Below are 20262 nucleotides of genomic sequence, written 5' to 3'. Positions count from 1 at the left end.
TTTTGCTAAGATAGCGGCGTATTTGACTCGCAGGCATGTAACGCACAGGTGATTTTGTGGAAAAAGCGATAATTCCGCCGGAAAAGAAGCCCTATCAGGAGATTGGTGATGACTTACGCGCCCAGATCGCGCAGGGGCGCTACCCGGTCGGGTCGCGTTTGCCGCCGGAACGCCATATTGCCGAAACCTACGGCGTCAGCCGGACCATCGTGCGCGAAGCGCTGCTGATGCTGGAGCTGCAGGGGACGGTGGATATTCGTCAGGGATCCGGGGTGTACGTCATGCGTATTCCCCATGAAAACGACAGCGAAGAGGAGCAACTGCTCAGCAGCGACGTCGGTCCGTTTGAAATTCTGCAGGCGCGCCAGCTGCTGGAGAGCAATATCGCCGCCTTTGCCGCGAAAATGGCCACCCGCGCCGATATCGACAATCTGAAGCGGATTGTCGAGCAGGAGCAGCGGGCTATCGCCCTCAACGACACCGCGCAGGATAACGCTCGTCTGTTCCATCTGGTGCTGGCCGGGGCGACGCAGAACCAGATGCTGCTGGCGACGGTGGAGCGGATCTGGCTGCAGATGGACAGCAGCCCACTGTGGCAGCAGTTCAATGTGCATATTGCCAGCCGCGCCTGGCGGCTGAAGTGGCTCGGTGACCGACAGACGCTGCTCGCCGCGCTGCGGCGTCGCGATGTGATGGGCGCCTGGCAGGCGATGTGGCAGCATCTGGAAAACGTCAAAAACAGTCTGCTGGAGCTGTCCGATGAAGACGCCCCCGACTTTGACGGCTATCTGTTCGACTCGGTGCCGATTTTTCAGGGGAAGCTGGTATGACGATCCTGCCGCTGTACGCTGCGCCGCAGTACGCCCCGCAGGTAACCGACTGGCTGTGGCACGCCTTTGGCGGCGAGACGCTGCCGCGGGAGTTTTTCGCCAGCATTGTGCAGCATAGCCAGACGGCGGAGGCGCTGCCATTGACCTTTATTGCCGTGGAAGGCGAGCAGTTGCTCGGCACGATTGGCCTCTGGCGCTGCGACTTGATCAGCCGCCAGGATCTGTTTCCCTGGCTGGCGGCGCTGTACGTCGCGCCCGCCGCCCGCGGTCAGGGGCTGGCCGGAAAACTGCAGCGGCATGTGATCGATTATGCCCACCGCGCGGGCTTTCGGGAGCTCTATCTCTACTCCGCCTGCCGGGATTTCTATGAACGCTTCGGCTGGCGCTACCTCGGCGAGGGGCTGGATTACCCGGCCACCGCCGTGCATCTCTATCGCTACGATTTATCGCCTTCCAGCGGGGCGACCACCGAGTGACGGCGCACCAGCGTCGGGCTGAACAGGTGGGTGATCTCCGGGGCCGGGCGGTACTCCGCCAGGGCTAAGGCCAGCTCGGCCGCCTGGGTCGCCATGGTGACGATCGGGTAGCGGACAGTGGTCAGCCGCGGACGGACATAGCGCGAAATCAGGACATCGTCGAAGCCAATCAGCGAAATTTCCCGCGGGACGTCGATGCCGTTGTCGTTGAGTACGCCCATCGCGCCGGCGGCCATCGAGTCGTTATAGCAGGCGACGGCGCTAAAGTGGCGGCCGCGGCCAAGCAGTTCGGTCATTGCCAGTTCGCCGCCGCTTTCATCCGGTTCAGCAAAGGCGACCAGCCGGTCATTGCACGGCAGGCCGCTCTCTTCCAGCGCCGCGTAGTACCCCTGCAGTCGATCTTCCGCATCGGAGATATGGTGGTTTGAGCACAGATAGCCGATACGCGTGTGCCCCTGCTGGATCAAATGACGGGTCGCCAGCCAGGCGCCATAGCGGTCGTCCAGCGCCACGCAGCGGGTTTCATACCCGGGCAGGATGCGGTTGATCAGCACCATGCCGGGGATCTGCTTCATTAACCCCGCCAGTTCCTCATCGGGGATCATTTTGGCGTGCACCACCAGCGCCGCGCAGCGGTGGCGGATCAACTGCTCTATCGCCTGGCGTTCCTTCTGCACGTTGTGGTAGCCATTGCCAATCAGCAAAAAGTTGCCGGTGCGGTAAGCCACCTGTTCGACGGCTTTGACCATCGCGCCGAAGAAGGGGTCGGAGACATCACCCACCACCAGGCCGACGGTTTCCGTTGACTGCTGGGCCAGGGCCCGGGCGTTCGCATTGGGATGATAGTTCAGGGTTTCCATCGCCGCGCCCACGGACTGACGCGAGGCTTCGCTGGCTTTGGGAGAGTTATTGATGACGCGGGAGACGGTAGCGACGGAGACTCCTGCGAGTCGGGCTACATCCTTAATTGTCGCCATACCATGCCTTTTATAGGGTAAGCGTTTACATACTGCTATGTTACGGGAAAGAGCGGCAGATTCAAGGCGCGGCGGCGAAGGAATGGCGCAAATGTGATTCAGGCCGGGCTTATGGGTAACCTGGTTACATTGACGTCATCGCTAATTGAAACCGACGCAGGGAAATACAAACCTTTGCTTACACTTTGCGATGCGCTGTTGCGAATGTTCGCTGGTTTGTTCGCGGACCCGGTTGATATTCTGGCTATCCCAGAGGTATTGATAGGTGGAGTCAACGTCACGTTGACCACTTTACTTACACCAGCCTGCGCAGATGCGCAGGTTTTTTTTTGCCCGCCATCGGCGTTGTTACAGATAGCGAAAATCGTAATACCTGGTTGCACTTAGGCTCACTCCCTTGCGTTTTCCCGCTGGCCCGTTACGGTCGAAAAACGCGACAATCGAGATCCCAGAGGTATTGATAGGTGAGTTTCTTAGGTACGCTCTTCGTACTGAACGTCTTACACCGACCTGCGCGGATGCGCAGGTTTTTTTTATTCCGAAAATCTCCCCGCTGCACTGCTTTCCCATGCCTTCTCGTGTAACCTGCTTTGACTCATCACCGGTCACATGGAGTTGTTATGCTTTTGGGATTTTTCAGACTGCTGTTCAAGGGGTTATACCGGGTCAGACTGACCGGCGACACGCAGGCTTTATACCAGCAAAAGGTCTTAATTACCCCGAACCACGTCTCTTTCCTCGACGGCATTCTGCTGGCGCTGTTTTTGCCGGTCCGACCGGTTTTTGCGGTCTATACCTCAATCAGCCAGCGCTGGTTTATGCGCGCGCTGACGCCGATTATCGATTTTGTACCGCTGGACCCGACCAAACCGATGTCGATCAAACATCTGGTGCGGCTGATTGAGCAGGGGCGGCCGGTGGTTATCTTCCCGGAAGGGCGAATTTCGGTTAGCGGCTCGCTGATGAAAATTTATGACGGCGCCGCCTTTGTCGCCGCCAAATCGCAGGCGACCATCGTGCCGCTACGCATTGACGGCGCCGAACTGACGCCCTTCAGCCGGCTGAAGGGGCTGGTGAAGCGTCGCCTGTTCCCGCGTATTCAGCTGCATCTGCTGCCGCCCACCCATCTGCCGATGCCCGAGGCGCCGCGCGCCCGCGACCGGCGGAAAATCGCCGGGGAAATGCTGCATCAAATCATGATGGAAGCCCGGATGGCAGTGCGTCCGCGGGAAACCCTGTATGAATCGCTGCTGGCGGCACAGGACCGCTTCGGCGCGCGCAAACCCTGCGTGGAGGATATCAACTTCCAGCCGGATACCTATCGCAAGCTGCTGACCAAAACCCTGTTTGTCGCCCGCATTCTGGAAAAATACAGCCAGCGGGGCGAAAAGATTGGCCTGATGCTGCCTAACGCCGGCATCAGCGCGGCGGTGATTTTCGGCGCTATCGCCCGCGGGCGTATTCCGGCGATGATGAACTATACCGCCGGGGTGAAAGGGCTCAGCAGCGCGATAGCCGCCGCGGAAATCAACACTATTTTTACCTCACGCACCTTCCTCGATAAAGGCAAACTCTGGCATCTGCCGGAGCAACTGACCCAGGTGCGCTGGGTATTCCTCGAAGATCTTAAAGGTGATATCACCCTCGCTGACAAACTATGGATTTTCGGACATCTGCTGGCGCCGCGTCTGGCGCAGGTTAAGCAGCAGCCGGAAGACGCGGCGATGATCCTCTTCACCTCCGGCTCGGAGGGCAATCCGAAAGGGGTGGTGCACAGCCATAAGAGCCTGCTGGCCAACGTCGAGCAGATCAAAACTATCGCCGACTTTACCGCCAACGACCGCTTTATGTCGGCGCTGCCGCTGTTCCACTCCTTTGGCCTCACCGTCGGCCTGTTGACGCCGCTGTTTACCGGGGCAGAAGTGTTTCTCTATCCCAGCCCGCTGCACTATCGCGTGGTGCCGGAGCTGGTCTACGATCGCAACTGCACGGTGCTGTTCGGTACCTCGACCTTCCTCGCCAACTATGCCCGCTTCGCTAATCCGTATGATTTCTATCGCCTGCGCTATGTGGTCGCCGGGGCGGAGAAGCTGCAGGAGAGCACCAAACAGCTGTGGCAGGATAAATTCGGCCTGCGCATTCTCGAAGGCTATGGCGTGACCGAGTGCGCGCCGGTGGTATCGATTAACGTACCGATGGCGGCGAAGGTCGGCACCGTGGGCCGTATCCTGCCGGGGATGGACGCCCGCCTGCTGGCGATGCCAGGCATTGAGCAAGGGGGGCGGCTGCAGCTAAAAGGGCCGAACATCATGAAAGGCTACCTGCGGGTGGAAAACCCCGGGGTGCTGGAAGCGCCAGCGGCGGAAAACCAGCACGGCGAGAAGGAAGCGGGCTGGTATGACACCGGCGATATCGTCACCTTCGACGAGCAGGGCTATGTTCGCATCCAGGGCCGCGCGAAGCGCTTTGCCAAAATCGCCGGCGAGATGATCTCCCTCGAGATGGTGGAGCAGGTGGCCCTCGGCGCGTCGCCGGACAAAATGCACGCCACGGCGATTAAGCAGGACGCCAGCAAAGGCGAGGCGCTGGTGCTGTTTACCACCGATAATGAACTGACTCGCGAAGCCCTGCTGCGCTACGCTCGCCAGCACGGAGTACCGGAGCTGGCGGTACCGCGAGATATACGCTGGCTGAAGCAACTGCCGGTGCTGGGCAGCGGCAAGCCAGACTATGTCACCCTGAAAAACATGGTCGACGAGGCGGAAACAACCCATGAGTGAGTCAGTACATACTAACCCTTCGCTGTACTCGAAAGGGATGCTGGCGGTGATCTGCGCCCAGTTCCTGTCGGCCTTCGGCGACAATGCGCTTCTCTTCGCCACCCTGGCGCTGATGAAGCAGCTCTATTATCCGGAGTGGAGCCAGCCGGTCCTGCAGATGTTGTTTGTGGGCGCTTACATTCTTTTTGCTCCTTTTGTCGGCCAGTTTGCCGATAGCTTTGCCAAAGGCCGGGTGATGATGGTGGCCAACGGTCTGAAGCTGCTCGGCGCCGGCTGCATCTGCTTCGGTGTCAATCCGTTTATCGGCTATACGCTGGTGGGGATTGGCGCCGCCGCCTATTCGCCGGCCAAGTATGGCATTCTCGGCGAACTGACTACCGGCGATAAGTTAGTGAAGGCTAACGGACTGATGGAGTCCTCGACCATCGCGGCGATCCTGCTGGGCTCCATGGCCGGCGGGATCCTCGCCGACTGGCACGTGCTGGCGGCGCTGATCGTCTGCGCGCTGGTCTACGGCGGGGCGGTAGTGGCTAACCTGTGGATACCCAAGCTGCCGGCGGCGCGCCCGGGGCAGTCGTGGCGTTTTAAGCCAATGACGCACAGCTTCTTCAGCGCCTGCCGCACGCTGTGGCGCAACGGCGAAACCCGCTTTTCGCTGATGGGGACCAGCCTGTTCTGGGGCGCTGGCGTGACCCTGCGCTTCCTGCTGGTGATCTGGGTGCCGGTGGCGCTGGGCATTACCAGCAACGCCATGCCTACCTATCTTAATGCGATGGTGGCGGTGGGGATTGTGTTGGGGGCCGGGGCGGCGGCGAAGCTGGTGACCCTGGAGACGGTATCGCGCTGTATGCCGGCGGGAATATTGATCGGTATCGCGGTGATGGCCTTTGCGGTGCAGCAGTCGCTGCTGCCGGCGTTCGGTCTGCTGTTACTGCTCGGGGTGTTCGGCGGGTTCTTTATCGTACCGTTGAACGCGCTGCTGCAGGAGCGTGGGAAACATTCGGTCGGGGCAGGTAACGCCATTGCGGTACAGAACCTGGGCGAAAACGTGGCGATGCTGCTGATGCTGGGGCTCTATTCCCTGGCGGTGAGCGTGGGCGTTCCGCCGGTCGCCGTGGGGATAGGGTTTGGCGCGGTCTTTGCCGTGGCCATCGCCGCGCTGTGGGTCTGGGGGCGGCGTAAATAACCTCCCGGTTTGCGCTGCGCTTAACCGGGCGACGGGTTCATCAATGTCTGCTCTTCGGTAGCCCGGGTAAGGCGTATACGCCGCTACCCGGGGCTTTGCTTTCTTACGGTGCCGGGTAGGTATAAACCTGATGCACCGCCTCAATCTCCGCTAATACCTCTTCACTCAGCTCAAGCTGCAAACTTTCCACGTTAGCCTGCAGCTGCGCCATGGTCGTCGCCCCCAGCAGGGTGCTGGCGACAAATGGCTGCCGACGCACAAAGGCCAGCGCCATTTGCGCCGGATCGAGGCCGTGGCGTTTGGCGATATCCACATAGGCCGCAACCGCTTTCTGCGACTGCTCGCTGCTGTAGCGCGTAAAGCGGCTGAACAGCGTATTGCGCGCCCCCGCCGGCTTCGCGCCGTTGAGATACTTGCCGGTCAGTGTGCCGAAAGCCAGGCAGGAGTAGGCCAGCAGCTCCACGCCTTCGAACTGACTCACTTCCGCGAGGCCGACTTCAAAGCTGCGGTTCAGCAGGCTGTAAGGATTCTGAATGGTCACGATCCGCGGCAGGTCGTGCTTATCCGCCAGGTGCAGATAACGCATCACGCCGAAGGCGGTTTCGTTCGACACGCCGATGTAGCGGATCTTCCCGGCGCGCTGGAACTCGGTCAGCGCTTCGAGGGTATCCAGCAGGGTCACGGCGGGCGCGGCATCAGCCCAGGTATAGCCCAGCTTGCCAAAGCAGTTGGTTGGGCGCTGCGGCCAGTGTACCTGGTACAGGTCGAGGTAATCGGTCTGCAGCCGCTTCAGGCTGGCGTGCAGCGCCTCGCGGATATTTTTGCGGTCCAGGACGTGATTGGGCCGAATGCTGCTGTCGTTATTGCGCGCGGGCCCGCTAACTTTGGAGGCCAGCACCAGCTTTTCGCGATTGCCGCGTTTCGCCAGCCAGTTGCCGACGTAGGTTTCAGTCAGCCCCTGAGTTTCCGGGCGCGGCGGGACGGGGTACATTTCGGCGACATCGATCAGATTGATGCCGTTGGCAACCGCATAGTCGAGCTGCTGATGGGCATCAGCTTCGCTGTTCTGCTCGCCAAAGGTCATGGTCCCCAGCCCGAGGGTGCTGATTTCAAGTGAACTGTGTGGGATACGGTGATACAGCATAGCCAGCTTCCTTTTTATTTATAAGGTCAGGCATTCCCCGACAAAGGAGTATCAACATGGCAGAGGGTGAGAAAAAGAGGAAGTAAAAAATCAAAAAAGCCGGGTGACGAGGAGGGGCGGTGGGTGGAACCCGCGGCGTCCTGGTGTGTCCCGACTCTTCTCAAAAGACTGGTTGTCGGTAAGCGCAGCGTCAACAGAGGCTGGGGCCGACGGGGAAAGATTAACGCTTAATGATTTGCGAAACGTCGTCACGATTGATCTGCATTTTATTACCCTGCTGATCTTCGTAACTGATTAAACCGGTATCGTCATCCACGGTAGGTTTACCGTCGGTCAGGATCATTCGCCCATCTTTGGTCGCCATGACGTAATCGCTGCTGCAACCGGAAACCGAGAACGCCAGTCCTACGGCGGAAATCAATACTGCCCATTTTTTCATCGTCATCACCTCTTGAGTAGCTGCACCCCATACCCGTCTATTAATAGCCTGATTTGTGAGACATAAAAAGCAGTAAAGTCTGAAAAAGGGTTGCAGCCTGTGACCAGGCTGCAATTTTGTGGTTTACAGCGGGTTTTTCTTATTACGCAGCAGGTTAAGGCTCTCCACCGCAATAGAGAAGAACATGGCGAAATAGATGTATCCCTTCGGCACATGAACGTCGAAACTTTCCAGCATCAGGGTAAAGCCGACCAGGATCAGAAACGACAGCGCCAGCATTTTCACCGAAGGATGGCGGTCAACAAAATCGCCGATAGGTCGCGCGGCGAACATCATCACCCCCACCGCAATCACCACCGCCGCCATCATGATGAACAGATGATCCGACAGGCCGACGGCGGTGATCACTGAATCGAGGCTAAAGATGATATCCAGCAGCATGATCTGCACGATAGCGCCGAGAAAGGAGTGGACGTTGGTCTTCAGCCCCTCTTCTTCACCTTCGATAGATTCATGGATCTCTTTACTGGCTTTCCAGATAAGGAATAGCCCACCGAGCAGCAAGATCAGGTCGCGAAACGAAATCTCCTGACCGAGGACGGTGAAGAGCGGGTTGGTCAGTTTCACTACCCAGGCGATAGAGGCCAGCAGCGCCAGGCGCATGACCATCGCGCCCATCAAACCGATCCGTCGCGCGTGGGCGCGCTGGGCGGTGGGGAGCTTGGCCACGACCAGAGAGAGAAAAATAATATTATCGATCCCGAGCACGATCTCCAGCAGCGTCAACGTGCCCAGCGCCAGCCAGGCGTTAGGATCGGTTATCCATGCAAATAACATTGTTCAAAGTCCTGCAAAATAGAAAGCAGCAATTATATGCAAGCCCTAACGCAGAACAAAAAATTAATCGTGTTGTAACAAGAAATGGCGGGCGAGCAGGGCGGCGGTAAAATTCTTTTTCAGGTAAAAGCCGCGCGGCAGCGTCAGGATCGTCTCCCCGTGCGCGCCGATGGCCTCGGTCAGCGCCTTGCTGTTGGCGGCTTTCGGTCTTAACTGCAGCACCTCGCCGTGGCGGGCGGTAATGCGCTCAACTTCGCCCAGAACAATGAGATCCATCAGCTCCTCCCAGTCCATGCGCAGCTGGCGCTCCTCGTCTTCGTCCGGACTCCACAGCAGTGGTGCGCCGACGCGCCGCGCCGCCAGCGGGATGGTGCGTTCACCCTCCACCGGGATCCACAGGACGCGCTGCAGCTTATGCCGCACATGGCTGCTCTCCCAGGTGACGCCGCTATTGCCGGTTAACGGGGCGACACAGACGAAGGTGGTCTCCAGCGGACGCCCCCGGCTGTCGATGGGGATCGTTTTGAGCTCGACCCCCAGCGCGGCGAAATCCTGCTCGGGTTTACTGCCTGCGCTGGCGCCCAGCCACAGCTCCAGCAGAATGCCCGTCCAGCCTTTATCGCGTTTCAGATCGCGCGGAATGGGGATCCCGGCCAGCGCCGCCAGCTCGCCCAGCGAATAGCCAGCCAGCTGACGGGCCTGGGCCAGCAACTGTTCCTGACTTTGCGGCGGCGAGGAGAGAGGGGCGATAGTGGGCATAGGGCGCTACCTTTGGCTAAAAAATGAGCGCTATTTTTGCGCGTTGTGGATAGAGTTTACCGTTTTCTGAGTAACTATACCAATGTCATGATTTATATGAGTTTTTAAACTTATTGCGCCGCGGGTGAAAACCGTGAAAACAGGTTTTCCAGAACTGGTCACTGACAATAAACAGGATCTTACACCATGTTATCCACAGAAAAGTGGGATAACTGGGGAAAAGCCTCACTACTGGTTCGATTTACAGCCTTGACGTGCGACGAAAATCGAAATTTTAGAGAAAACCTGCCCGCGGTCTGCGCGTAATCTGTGGATAAAATCGACATTGCTCGATCTTTCATCAGTCAGCGGATCGCATATGTGATGATCGTCACGTTACGCTGTAATAAGTGAAAGGAATATATTCTAACTTAATGAATATGCTATCATTATTTTAAGGTGTTAGCGGTGCGATGTTCAGATTACTCCGGGTTTTCCCGGGGTAATTCCGTACTTCTTCACAACTCTATCCACAGAAAAAGTGAATAAAATAGGGCCTAAGCCGCATTCGTTGTTTATAACTCTGGCCATTACTGTGAGTTATTCAAATGTTATCCGTTCTCAGTGGGCGAACAGAGTGGTTTACCGTTTCCGGCGAGTGTGAAACAATCATTCACATTGAAGCTTATCTTGAGGTAGTCCGGTGATTGATGACGATGGCTACCGCCCAAATGTCGGTATTGTAATCTGTAATCGTCAGGGCCAGGTCATGTGGGCCCGGCGCTATGGTCAGCACTCGTGGCAGTTCCCGCAAGGGGGCATAAATCCAGGAGAATCCGCAGAGCAGGCGATGTATCGGGAATTGTTTGAAGAGGTCGGGTTAAGCCGTAAAGATGTGCGGATCCTTGCCTCAACCCGTAACTGGCTGCGTTACAAGTTGCCTAAACGTTTGGTGCGTTGGGACACAAAGCCGGTTTGTATCGGCCAGAAACAAAAGTGGTTTCTTTTGCAGTTGATCGGCAACGATGCGGACATCAATATGCAAACCAGCAGTACACCAGAATTTGATGGTTGGCGCTGGGTGAGTTACTGGTACCCGGTTCGCCAGGTGGTGTCGTTCAAGCGCGACGTCTACCGCCGGGTGATGAAAGAGTTCGCCAGCGTGACCATGTCGCTGGCGGAGAGTGCACCTAAGCCGCAAAGCGCGCCTGCTTATCGACGTAAAAGAGGTTAAGCCACGCACATTATGCTCACTCGGTTGCGAGAAATAGTCGAGAAGGTCGCGAGTGCGCCGCGTTTAAACGAGGCGCTGGATATTCTGGTGACGGATGTCTGCCAGGCGATGGAGACGGAAGTCTGCTCGGTTTACCTGGCTGACAATGACCGACGCTGCTATTACCTGATGGCCACCCGCGGGTTAAAAAAACCTCGCGGGCGCACCGTTGCGCTGGCGTTCGATGAAGGCCTGGTGGGTCTGGTTGGCCGCCTGGCGGAGCCCATCAACCTCGCCGATGCGCAAAAACACCCCAGCTTCAAATATATCCCTGCCGTCAAAGAGGACCGCTTCCGCGCCTTCCTTGGCGTGCCGATCATTCAGCGCCGCCAGCTGTTGGGCGTGCTGGTGGTCCAGCAGCGCGAGCTGCGTCAGTTTGATGAAAGCGAAGAGTCTTTCCTCGTCACCCTCGCCACCCAGATGGCGGCGATCCTCTCCCAGTCCCAGCTGAACGCCCTGTTCGGCCAGTATCGTCAGACGCGCATTCGCGCCCTCCCGGCCTCTTCCGGGGTGGCGATCGCCGAGGGCTGGATGGACGTCAGCCTGCCGCTGATGGAGCAGGTGTATGAAGCCTCGACGCTGGACACCGCCTCGGAACGCGAACGCCTGACCGGCGCGCTGGAAGAGGCGGCTAACGAATTTCGTCGCTACAGCAAACGCTATGCTGCCGGCGCGCAAAAAGAGACGGCGGCAATCTTCGATCTCTACTCGCACCTCCTCTCCGACGCCCGCCTGCGTCGCGAGCTGTTTGCCGAAGTCGACAAAGGCGCGGTGGCCGAGTGGGCGGTCAAAAAGATCATTGAGAAGTTCGCCGAACAGTTTGCCGCGCTCAGCGACGGTTATCTGAAAGAGCGGGCCGGCGATCTGCGTACCCTGGGTCAGCGTCTGCTGTTCCATCTCGACGACAGCATTCAGGGGCCCAACACCTGGCCGGCGCGCATTATCCTCGTGGCGGACGAGCTGTCGGCCACCACCCTCGCCGAAGTGCCGCAGGATCGTCTGGTCGGTGTGGTGGTGCGCGATGGCGCCGCCAACTCCCATGCCGCCATTATGGTACGCGCCCTCGGGATCCCGACGGTGATGGGCGCCGATATCCAGCCCTCTCTGCTGCATGGCCATACGCTGATTGTCGATGGCTATCGCGGTGAGCTGCTGGTGGATCCCGAACCTGTCCTGTTGCAGGAATATCAGCGCCTTATTAGCGAAGAGAACGAGCTCAGCCGCCTGGCGGAGGACGATCTCCAGCGCGCGTCGGAGCTGAAAAGCGGCGAGCGGGTGAAAGTCATGCTCAACGCCGGCTTAAGCCCGGAGCACGAAGAGAAGCTCGGCAGCTTTGTTGACGGCATTGGCCTCTACCGTACCGAAATTCCCTTTATGCTGCAGAGCGGCTTCCCCTCTGAAGAGGAGCAGGTCGCCCAGTATCAGGGCATGCTGCAGATGTTTAACAGCAAACCGGTGACCCTGCGTACCCTGGACATCGGCGCGGATAAACAGCTGCCGTATATGCCGATCAGCGAAGAGAACCCGTGCCTCGGCTGGCGCGGGATCCGCATCACCCTCGATCAGCCGGAGATCTTTTTGATCCAGGTGCGGGCGATGCTGCGCGCCAACGCCGCCACCGGCAACCTCAGCATTTTGCTGCCTATGGTGACCAGTCTGGAGGAGGTGGATGAGGCCCGTCGGCTGATCGACCGCGCCAGCCGGGAAGTGGAAGAGATGATCGGCTACGCCATCCCACGTCCGCGCCTGGGGGTGATGCTGGAGGTCCCGTCGATGGTCTTTATGCTGCCGCAGCTGGCCAGTCGGATCGATTTTATCTCGGTAGGGACGAACGACCTGACCCAGTACCTGCTGGCCGTCGACCGCAACAATACCCGGGTCGCCAGCATGTATGACAGCCTGCATCCGGCGGTATTGCGGGCGCTGGCGATGATCGCCCATGACGCGGAGCGCTTTGGCATCGATCTGCGACTGTGCGGCGAGATGGCGGGCGACCCGATGTGCGTGACGATCCTTATCGGCCTCGGTTATCGCCATCTGTCGATGAACGGCCGCTCGGTGGCGAGGGTGAAATATCTGCTGCGCCGCATTGATATCGAAGAGGCGCAGGAGCTGTCGCGTCGCAGCCTTGATGCCCAGATGACCGCTGAGGTGCGCCATCAGGTGGCGGCCTTTATGGAGCGTCGCGGTCTCGGCGGCCTGATCCGCGGCGGGCGGTAGCGGTAGCCCGGGTGAGGCGTAAGCCGTAACCCGGGGATCCTCTGCTCGCACCATCCGGCAAAATAGGGTACCGCCGGGAAAACGGCATTCTGTTAGCATCCGTATACATATCTTTTACACGTTCGGCGCGGATCGCACTCCAGGCTTATGCTATGATTCGCCTCCTTCGGCGTGCCCGTTTTTATCGGGCATAGATCATCACCGCTGTCCACTTTCGGCGGAATAACAAGTCTTTATGGTGACAGATGAATAGTGGCTACCTGCATTTTCCGGAGTTCGATCCGGTCATTTTTTCTCTAGGTCCGGTCTCCCTCCACTGGTACGGTTTGATGTACCTGGTGGGCTTTGTCTTTGCGATGTGGCTGGCCACCCGTCGGGCGAATCGTCCGGGCAGCGGCTGGACGAAAAATGAAGTGGAAAACCTGCTCTACGCGGGCTTCCTCGGCGTCTTCCTGGGCGGCCGTATCGGCTACGTGCTGTTTTACAACCTGCCGGTATTTCTTGCCGATCCGCTGTATCTGTTCCGCGTCTGGGACGGCGGCATGTCGTTCCACGGCGGCCTGATCGGCGTGATCCTGGTGATGATTATCTTCGCCAGACGCACCAAACGCACCTTCTTCCAGGTCTCCGATTTTATCGCGCCGCTGATCCCGTTTGGCCTTGGCGCCGGACGTCTGGGCAACTTCATCAACGGTGAGCTGTGGGGCCGCGTGGACCCTAGCTTCCACTACACGATGATTTTCCCGGGCTCCCGTGCCGAAGACCTGGCGCTGCTGCCGACGCATCCGGAATGGCAATCGCTGTTCGATACCTACGGCGCGCTGCCGCGTCACGCGTCGCAGCTGTACGAGCTGGCGCTGGAAGGCGTGGTGCTGTTCCTGATCCTGAACCTGTTTATCCGTAAACCGCGCCCGACCGGCTCCGTTTCCGGTCTGTTCCTGATTGGCTACGGCCTGTTCCGCATCATCGTGGAATTCTTCCGCCAGCCCGACGCCCAGTTCACCGGCGGCTGGGTGCAGTACATCAGCATGGGGCAGATTCTTTCGATCCCGATGGTGCTTGCGGGTATCATCATGATGGTTTGGGCTTACCGCCATCGTCCGCAGCAACAGAATTCTTGAGGAACCATGAAACAGTATCTTGATTTGATGCAGAAAGTGCTCACCGAGGGCACGCCAAAAAATGACCGCACCGGCACTGGCACGATCTCTATTTTCGGCCATCAGATGCGTTTTAACCTGCAGGAAGGCTTCCCGCTGGTGACCACCAAGCGCTGTCATTTACGCTCCATCATCCATGAACTGCTGTGGTTCCTGCAGGGCGACACCAACATCGCCTATCTGCACGACAACAACGTCACCATCTGGGACGAGTGGGCAGATGAAAATGGCGACCTGGGGCCGGTCTACGGCAAACAGTGGCGTTCCTGGCCTGCGCCGGACGGTCGTCATATCGACCAGATCACCACGGTGATGAACCAACTGAAAAACGACCCGGACTCCCGCCGGATCATCGTCTCGGCGTGGAACGTCGGCGAGCTGGATAAAATGGCGCTGGCGCCGTGCCACGCCTTCTTCCAGTTCTACGTCGCTGACGGCAAGCTCTCCTGCCAGCTGTATCAGCGCTCCTGCGACGTATTCCTCGGCCTGCCGTTCAATATCGCCAGCTACGCGCTGCTGGTGCATATGGTGGCGCAGCAGTGCGATCTGCAGGTCGGTGATTTCGTCTGGACCGGCGGCGACACCCATCTGTACAGCAACCATCTTGAGCAGACCAACCTGCAGTTGAGCCGCGAACCGCGTCCGCTGCCGAAGCTGGTCATCAAACGCAAACCGGCGTCGATTTTCGACTACCGTTTTGAAGACTTCGAGATTGAAGGTTACGATCCGCACCCGGGCATTAAAGCGCCGGTGGCGATTTAACCCCCCCTGCAGAGATGATCAACCGGCGCCCGATGGCGCCGGTTTTTTTATGCCTTTTGCACCATCAGAATGGAGGCTATCTCCATAGCCACAGGGATAAGGTCGCTTCAGCCTGCCCACTGCCCCCCGGCGGTTGCGGTGGGCGAAGTTGGGTAGACGCTCGCAAAAAAATGTTCCTCTGTCGAGTATGCAAACCTTTTTTGCGTATCTGGCCGGGAAAGCTATTTTCCGTCGTCGCGCCAGGGTCAACCGCCGCGGCATACTCGACGCCATGAACAGAGAACATGGCTACACCCTGATGGAAACCCTGGTAACGCTGACACTGATGATGATCCTCAGCGTCGGCGGCCTGTACGGCTGGCAGCGCTGGCAGCAGCAGCAACAACTGTGGCAAACCGCCGTCCAGGTGCGGGATTTTCTGCTCTTTCTGCGCGATGACGCCAACGCGTACAACCGGGACCGCGTGCTTCGCGTCGGCCAGGACGAAGTGGGCTGGTGCCTGAGCGCGGAGGGGGAGGGGCCGGAATGCGCCTCGGGGACATCCTTCACGCTGCGCCCGCGCTGGCCGGGGATCACGCTGGCTGGCGTTACGCCTGGTCTGGGGTTTTATGGTCTGCGCAGCACCGCCTGGGCGGGGAATCTGCGGTTGCAGAGCGCGGCCGGCAGCTGGAGCATTGTGATCTCACACTGGGGGCGGATTCGTTTATGCCGCAGCGACAGCGCAGGAGGGTGTCAGTGAACAGTCGAGGATTTTCCCTGGCGGAGGCGCTTATCGCCATGGCCATCGGCTCGCTGCTGCTGATGGGGGCCTGCCGTTTTCTGCCTGCCCTGCAGCGTCATATTCTGCGCCAGGGCGAACAGCTGGCCCTGGAGAACGAGCTGTGGCAGCGCGTGCATGCCGTGGGAAAACATCTCCAGCGCGCCGGGTACTGCCGGGGAGCGTGCGGCGGAGCCGGGCTGGAGCTAGCCGCTGATGGCGAGTGTCTGATTGTGCGCTGGGATGCGAACAGCAACGGGAGATGGGAAACCTCCCCCGCAGCAGCGGCGGAGAGCACCGGCTTTCGCCTGCGCGACGGCGCGCTGGAGACCTTGCGCGGGGCCAGCGACTGCCGCGGGGGCGGATGGGAGAAAATCACCAACCCGGCCGCCATCGTGGTGACGCGCTTCTCGGTACAACGTCAGGTCACCTCGGGCTTCGCGCCGGAGCTGAGCGTGACGCTGGCGGCGCGCTCCGCGCAACAGAGGGGCCTGACGAGCGAGGTTGAGCAGCGGGTGACGGGGTATAACCTGTGAGCCGTCAGCGTGGAATGTCGTCGCTGCTGATGGTGCTCCTGTTGCTGACCCTCGGCAGCCTGTTACTCGAGGGGCTTAACCTGCAGCAGCGGGCGCTGCTGGCGCAAACCGCCAGCGAAACGCAGGCGATCCGCGATACGGCGATAGCCCATTCGGCGCTGCAGTGGGGAAAACAACAGGCCTGGTCGGCGCAGCTGCCGCTGGCCTGCCGGGAGCAGACGCCGCAGGGCTGGCGCGCCTGCCTGCGTATCTTCGGCGACGGTTCACTGTTGCTCAGCAGCGCCAGCGGCGAGGTGCAGGTCTGGCAGTCCGGCGAGGTGCGCGGCGGGCAGGTGCGTTTTTCCGCCCACGGCTGGAGCGATTTTTGCCCGCTCAGGGAGGCGAGCTTATGTCAAATGCCCTGAAGCATCAGCGGGGGTTTAGCCTGCCGGAGACCGTGCTGGCGATGGCGCTGATGGTGCTGACGGTCACCGCGCTGGGCGGCTATCAGCGCGGAATGGCGCAAGGAATTGTCCAGTTGAACCAGACCGGTCAGCTGTGGCGCGACGCGTGGCGCTATAGCAAGCTCTCCGCGCCGCCCTCGCCGGCACGCGGGCAGGTAAGCCGTATGCAGACATCGACGCAAAGATGTGTCAGCATCACGGTAACGATCAGTATGCCCGTTGCCAAGCGGGTGCAGATGACCCGGCTGCATTGCCCGGTCAGTCAGTAGTCAGGAGCAATTATGTTAAGGGTATACCACTCAAACCGGCTGGATGTTCTCGAGGCGTTGATGGAATTTATCGTCGAGCGCCAGCGGCTGGATGACCCTTTTCAGGCCGAAATGGTGCTGGTGCAGAGTACCGGTATGGCGCAGTGGCTGCAGATGACCCTGGCCTCGCGCTTCGGAATTGCCGCCAATATCGAGTTCCCGCTGCCGGCGAGCTTTATCTGGGACATGTTTGTGCGCGTCCTGAAAGATATTCCTGGCGAAAGCGCCTTCAGCAAGCAGAGCATGAGCTGGAAGCTGATGACCCTCCTGCCGCAGCACCTGGAGGAAGACGATTTTATCTTGCTGCGCCAGTATCTGAGCGATGACGGCGACAAGCGCAAGCTGTTTCAACTCGCCGCCCGGGTGGCGGACCTCTATGACCAGTACCTCGTCTATCGCCCGGAGTGGCTGATGCGCTGGGAGGCCGGCCAGCGGGTGGAAGGTCTCGGCGATGCCCAGCAGTGGCAGGCGCCGCTGTGGCAGGCGCTGGTGAGCTATACCGCCGAGCTGGGGCAACCGCAGTGGCACCGCGCCAATCTCTACCAGCGCTTTATCAGTACCCTGGAAAAAGCGGACGAACCGCCCGCCGGGCTGCCGTCGCGCGTCTTCATCTGCGGGATTTCCGCGCTGCCGCCGGTCTATCTTCAGGCGCTGCAGGCGCTGGGTAAGCATGTCGATGTCTACGTATTGTTTACCAACCCCTGCCGCTACTACTGGGGAGACATTAAGGATCCGGCGTTCCTGGCGAAGCTGCTGTCGCGCCAGCGGCGCCATCACCGCGAGGCGCGCGCGCTACCCCTGTTTCGCGACACCGAGCAGGCGCCGGGGTTGTTTAATGACGCTGGGGAACAGGATGTCGGCAACCCGTTGCTCGCCTCCTGGGGCAAACTGGGGCGCGATTATATCTACCTGTTGGCGGGGCTGGAGCGCTATGAGGAGCTGGACGCCTTTGTCGATATTGCCCCCGATAACCTGTTGCATAACCTGCAATCGGATATCCTCGAACTGCGCAACGCGGCGGTGGCCGGGCAGAGCGCAGAGGCGTTCGCCCACAGTCGCGACAAACGTCCGCTGGCGCTGGATGACCGCAGTCTGAGCATTCACGTCTGCCACAGTCCGCAGCGCGAAGTGGAGGTTCTGCACGATCGGCTACTGGCGATGCTGGAGGCGGATCCGACGCTCACCCCGCGGGATATCATCGTCATGGTGGCGGATATCGACAGCTACAGTCCCTATATTCAGGCGGTGTTTGGCGCGGCCAGCGGCGATCGCTGGTTGCCGTGGGCGATCTCCGACCGTCGCGCCCGCGAGTCGCACCCGGTGCTGCAGGCGTTTATCACGCTGCTCTCGCTGCCGGACAGCCGCTTCGCCAGCGAAGATGTGCTGGCGCTGCTGGACGTGCCGGTGCTGGCGGCGCGCTTTAATATCACGGAAGAAGGGCTGCGCTACCTGCGCCAGTGGGTGAACGAATCCGGCGTCCGCTGGGGAATGGATGACGACAACGTCCGCGAGCTGGACCTGCCGGCGACCGGGCAGCATACCTGGCGGTTCGGCCTCACCCGTATGCTGTTGGGCTACGCCATGGACAGCCGCGAGGGAGAGTGGCAGTCGGTGCTGCCGTATGACGAATCCAGCGGTTTGATCGCCGAACTGGTGGGCAACCTCGCGTCGCTGCTGATGCAGCTTAATCTGTGGCGACGCGGCCTTGCCCAGCAGCGGCCGCTGGCGGAGTGGCTGCCGGTCTGTCGCGATCTGCTGAATGACTTTTTCCTGCCGGACAGCGAGACCGAAGCGGCGCTGGCGCTGATTGAGCAACAGTGGCTGGCGGTTATTGATAGCGGTCTGGAGGCGCAGTATGGCGACCAGGTGCCGCTGACGCTACTGCGCGATGAGCTGGCCCAGCGCCTCGATCAGCAGCGGATCAGCCAGCGCTTTCTTGCCGGCCCGGTCAACATCTGTACCCTGATGCCGATGCGTTCGATCCCCTTTAAGGTGGTTTGCCTGCTGGGGATGAACGACGGGGTTTATCCGCGAACGCTGCCGCCGCTGGGCTTTGATTTGATGAGCCAGAAGCCGCAGCGCGGCGACCGCAGCCGGCGTGATGATGACCGCTATCTGTTCCTCGAAGCGCTGATGTCCGCCGAACAGACGCTGTATATCAGCTACATCGGCCGTTCGATTCAGGACAACAGCGAGCGCTTTCCCTCGGTGCTGGTGCAGGAGCTGGTGGATTATATCGGCCAGAGCCACTGTCTTGCTGGCGACGAAGAGCTTGACTGCGACGCCAGCGAAGCCCGGGTCAAAGCCCATATCACCCATCTGCATACGCGCATGCCGTTCGACGTCGCTAATTTCCAGGAAGACGAGAACAAGAGCTACGCTCGTGAATGGCTGGCCGCCGCCGGCCAGCAGGGAGAGGCGCATAGCGATTTTATACAGCCGCTCACCGCGCCGCCGATTGACAGCCTGCCGTTCGAGCAGCTCTTACGCTTCTGGCAGCACCCGGTTCGCGCGTTCTTTCAGCAGCGTTTGCGGGTCAATTTCCGCGCCGAAGAGGACGATATTCCAGACGACGAGCCCTTCACTCTTGAAGGGCTGAGCCGTTATCAACTGAATCAGCAACTGCTCAATACGCTTATCGAGGAGCAGGACGACTCAGCCATGTTCCGCCGCTTCCGCGCCGCCGGCGAGCTGCCGTATGGCGCCTTTGGCGAGCTGGTCTGGGAGACGCAGCGCCTGGAGATGCAGGCTCTGGCCGAGCGGGTGATGGCCGAGCGCCAGCAGGCGCAGAGTATGGAGATCGATCTGCAGTGCGGCGGCGTGAACCTGACCGGCTGGCTGCAGCAGGTGCAGCCGGACGGTCTGCTGCGCTGGCGGCCTTCGCTGCTGAGCGTCTCCCAGGGGATGCAACTTTGGCTGGAACACCTTGTCTACTGTGCCAGCGGCGGCACCGGCGAGAGCCGGCTGTTTGTGCGGAAAGAGGGAGAGTGGCGCTTCCCGGCGCTGGCGCCCGCCGAGGCGCAGGCGTACCTTAATGCGCTGGTGGATGGCTATTTGCTGGGGATGTCGCAGCCGCTGCTGCTGCTGCCGGAAAGCGGTGGCGCCTGGCTGAAAGCCTGTTACGACGCCGAAAAGGATGTCATCTTAATGGACGAAGAGACGCAGCAGAAAGCGCGGAGCAAATTCCTGCAGACCTACGAAGGTAATATGGTGGTCAGCGGGGAGGGCGCCGATATCTGGTATCAACGCCTGTGGCGTTCGCTGGAGCCGGCGCATTACGAAGAAATTATTGCTCAGACGCAGCGTTATCTGTTACCGCTATATCGTTACCATCAGTCCACACAAATTTAAATAGTATAAAAATTGCGCAGTGAATGGCGGTTCATTTATTATGCG

At 59.8% G+C, this 20262-nt stretch carries 19 protein-coding genes and 1 pseudogene; 14 read left to right on the top strand and 6 right to left on the bottom strand.

From position 1 onward, the window contains the following. The first annotated feature begins 56 nt into the window (after positions 1 to 56). Positions 57 to 830, top strand: coding sequence for a GntR family transcriptional regulator (locus N438_RS11455; RefSeq protein WP_008806337.1), 774 nt, complete (start codon positions 57 to 59; stop codon positions 828 to 830). Beyond that, complete coding sequence (locus N438_RS11450) at positions 827 to 1306, top strand: GNAT family N-acetyltransferase (RefSeq protein WP_116696302.1); 480 nt, start codon at positions 827 to 829, stop codon at positions 1304 to 1306. The genes N438_RS11455 and N438_RS11450 overlap by 4 nt, the downstream gene beginning before the upstream one ends. Here the strand turns inward: N438_RS11450 and galR are convergent. Then, the gene (gene galR / locus N438_RS11445; protein ID WP_008806335.1) at positions 1267 to 2283 is read right to left on the bottom strand and encodes an HTH-type transcriptional regulator GalR; all 1017 of its coding nucleotides are present in this window, start codon (positions 2281 to 2283) and stop codon (positions 1267 to 1269) included. The two genes, N438_RS11450 and galR, sit on opposite strands and share 40 nt — an antisense overlap. Before the next feature lie 93 nt (positions 2284 to 2376). Between galR and N438_RS28525 the strand changes: the two are divergent. From N438_RS28525 to lplT, 3 genes and pseudogenes are all read left to right on the top strand, one after another. Next, positions 2377 to 2641 (top strand): annotated as a pseudogene (locus N438_RS28525) (hypothetical protein). 262 nt (positions 2642 to 2903) lie between these two features. Further along, positions 2904 to 5063, top strand: coding sequence for a bifunctional acyl-ACP--phospholipid O-acyltransferase/long-chain-fatty-acid--ACP ligase (gene aas, locus N438_RS11435; protein WP_012540651.1), 2160 nt, complete (start codon positions 2904 to 2906; stop codon positions 5061 to 5063). Beyond that, positions 5056 to 6249: a lysophospholipid transporter LplT gene (lplT, locus tag N438_RS11430; RefSeq protein ID WP_012967281.1), complete on the top strand. Its 1194-nt coding sequence runs from the start codon at positions 5056 to 5058 to the stop codon at positions 6247 to 6249. The genes aas and lplT overlap by 8 nt, the downstream gene beginning before the upstream one ends. A gap of 103 nt (positions 6250 to 6352) precedes the next feature. Here the strand turns inward: lplT and N438_RS11425 are convergent, their stop codons facing one another. From N438_RS11425 to N438_RS27970, 5 genes are all read right to left on the bottom strand, one after another. Further along, positions 6353 to 7393 carry an NADP(H)-dependent aldo-keto reductase gene (locus N438_RS11425; RefSeq protein WP_032736374.1) on the bottom strand — a complete coding sequence of 347 codons (1041 nt, stop codon included), beginning with the start codon at positions 7391 to 7393 and terminating at the stop codon, positions 6353 to 6355. Positions 7394 to 7613: 220 nt separating this feature from the next. Next, a complete protein-coding gene (locus tag N438_RS11420; protein ID WP_002915974.1) occupies positions 7614 to 7832 on the bottom strand; it encodes a YgdI/YgdR family lipoprotein in 219 nt (72 codons plus the stop codon). A 123-nt stretch (positions 7833 to 7955) separates the two neighbouring features. Continuing rightward, entirely contained in the window at positions 7956 to 8669 is a 714-nt protein-coding gene (locus tag N438_RS11415; RefSeq protein ID WP_004205441.1) for a TerC family protein, read from the bottom strand. Positions 8670 to 8732: 63 nt separating this feature from the next. Beyond that, a complete protein-coding gene (mutH, locus tag N438_RS11410; protein WP_008806331.1) occupies positions 8733 to 9428 on the bottom strand; it encodes a DNA mismatch repair endonuclease MutH in 696 nt (231 codons plus the stop codon). A gap of 85 nt (positions 9429 to 9513) precedes the next feature. Further along, on the bottom strand, positions 9514 to 9657 hold the full coding sequence (locus tag N438_RS27970) for a hypothetical protein (RefSeq protein WP_165451949.1): 144 nt from the start codon (positions 9655 to 9657) through the stop codon (positions 9514 to 9516). A gap of 453 nt (positions 9658 to 10110) precedes the next feature. On the opposite strand from N438_RS27970, the gene rppH reads away from it, so the two are divergent. The 9 genes from rppH (at position 10111) to recC (ending at position 20217) form a co-directional block, all read left to right on the top strand. Next, a complete protein-coding gene (rppH, locus tag N438_RS11400; RefSeq protein ID WP_004205443.1) occupies positions 10111 to 10641 on the top strand; it encodes an RNA pyrophosphohydrolase in 531 nt (176 codons plus the stop codon). A 12-nt stretch (positions 10642 to 10653) separates the two neighbouring features. Further along, positions 10654 to 12900 (top strand): phosphoenolpyruvate--protein phosphotransferase, encoded by a 2247-nt coding sequence (gene ptsP / locus N438_RS11395; RefSeq protein WP_008806330.1) that lies wholly within the window; start codon positions 10654 to 10656, stop codon positions 12898 to 12900. Positions 12901 to 13145: 245 nt separating this feature from the next. After that, positions 13146 to 14021 (top strand): prolipoprotein diacylglyceryl transferase, encoded by an 876-nt coding sequence (gene lgt / locus N438_RS11390; protein ID WP_002915934.1) that lies wholly within the window; start codon positions 13146 to 13148, stop codon positions 14019 to 14021. A gap of 6 nt (positions 14022 to 14027) precedes the next feature. Further along, complete coding sequence (gene thyA / locus N438_RS11385) at positions 14028 to 14822, top strand: thymidylate synthase (RefSeq protein ID WP_008806329.1); 795 nt, start codon at positions 14028 to 14030, stop codon at positions 14820 to 14822. A 187-nt stretch (positions 14823 to 15009) separates the two neighbouring features. Then, entirely contained in the window at positions 15010 to 15561 is a 552-nt protein-coding gene (locus tag N438_RS11380; protein ID WP_016161770.1) for a prepilin peptidase-dependent protein, read from the top strand. Next, complete coding sequence (locus tag N438_RS11375; RefSeq protein WP_023298179.1) at positions 15558 to 16115, top strand: prepilin peptidase-dependent protein; 558 nt, start codon at positions 15558 to 15560, stop codon at positions 16113 to 16115. Before N438_RS11380 ends, N438_RS11375 begins: the two co-directional genes overlap by 4 nt. Then, positions 16112 to 16519 (top strand): DUF2509 family protein, encoded by a 408-nt coding sequence (locus tag N438_RS11370; RefSeq protein ID WP_032691242.1) that lies wholly within the window; start codon positions 16112 to 16114, stop codon positions 16517 to 16519. Before N438_RS11375 ends, N438_RS11370 begins: the two co-directional genes overlap by 4 nt. After that, positions 16504 to 16827 carry a prepilin-type N-terminal cleavage/methylation domain-containing protein gene (locus N438_RS11365; RefSeq protein WP_116696301.1) on the top strand — a complete coding sequence of 108 codons (324 nt, stop codon included), beginning with the start codon at positions 16504 to 16506 and terminating at the stop codon, positions 16825 to 16827. Before N438_RS11370 ends, N438_RS11365 begins: the two co-directional genes overlap by 16 nt. 12 nt (positions 16828 to 16839) lie before the next feature. Continuing rightward, positions 16840 to 20217 (top strand): exodeoxyribonuclease V subunit gamma, encoded by a 3378-nt coding sequence (gene recC / locus N438_RS11360; RefSeq protein WP_064142738.1) that lies wholly within the window; start codon positions 16840 to 16842, stop codon positions 20215 to 20217. The last annotated feature ends 45 nt before the right edge of the window (positions 20218 to 20262 follow it).

The sequence above is a fragment of the Klebsiella sp. GL120222-02 genome (assembly GCF_003097195.1).
Taxonomy (GTDB): domain Bacteria; phylum Pseudomonadota; class Gammaproteobacteria; order Enterobacterales; family Enterobacteriaceae; genus Klebsiella; species Klebsiella variicola.
This window is presented reverse-complemented; position numbering and strand designations above follow the sequence as displayed.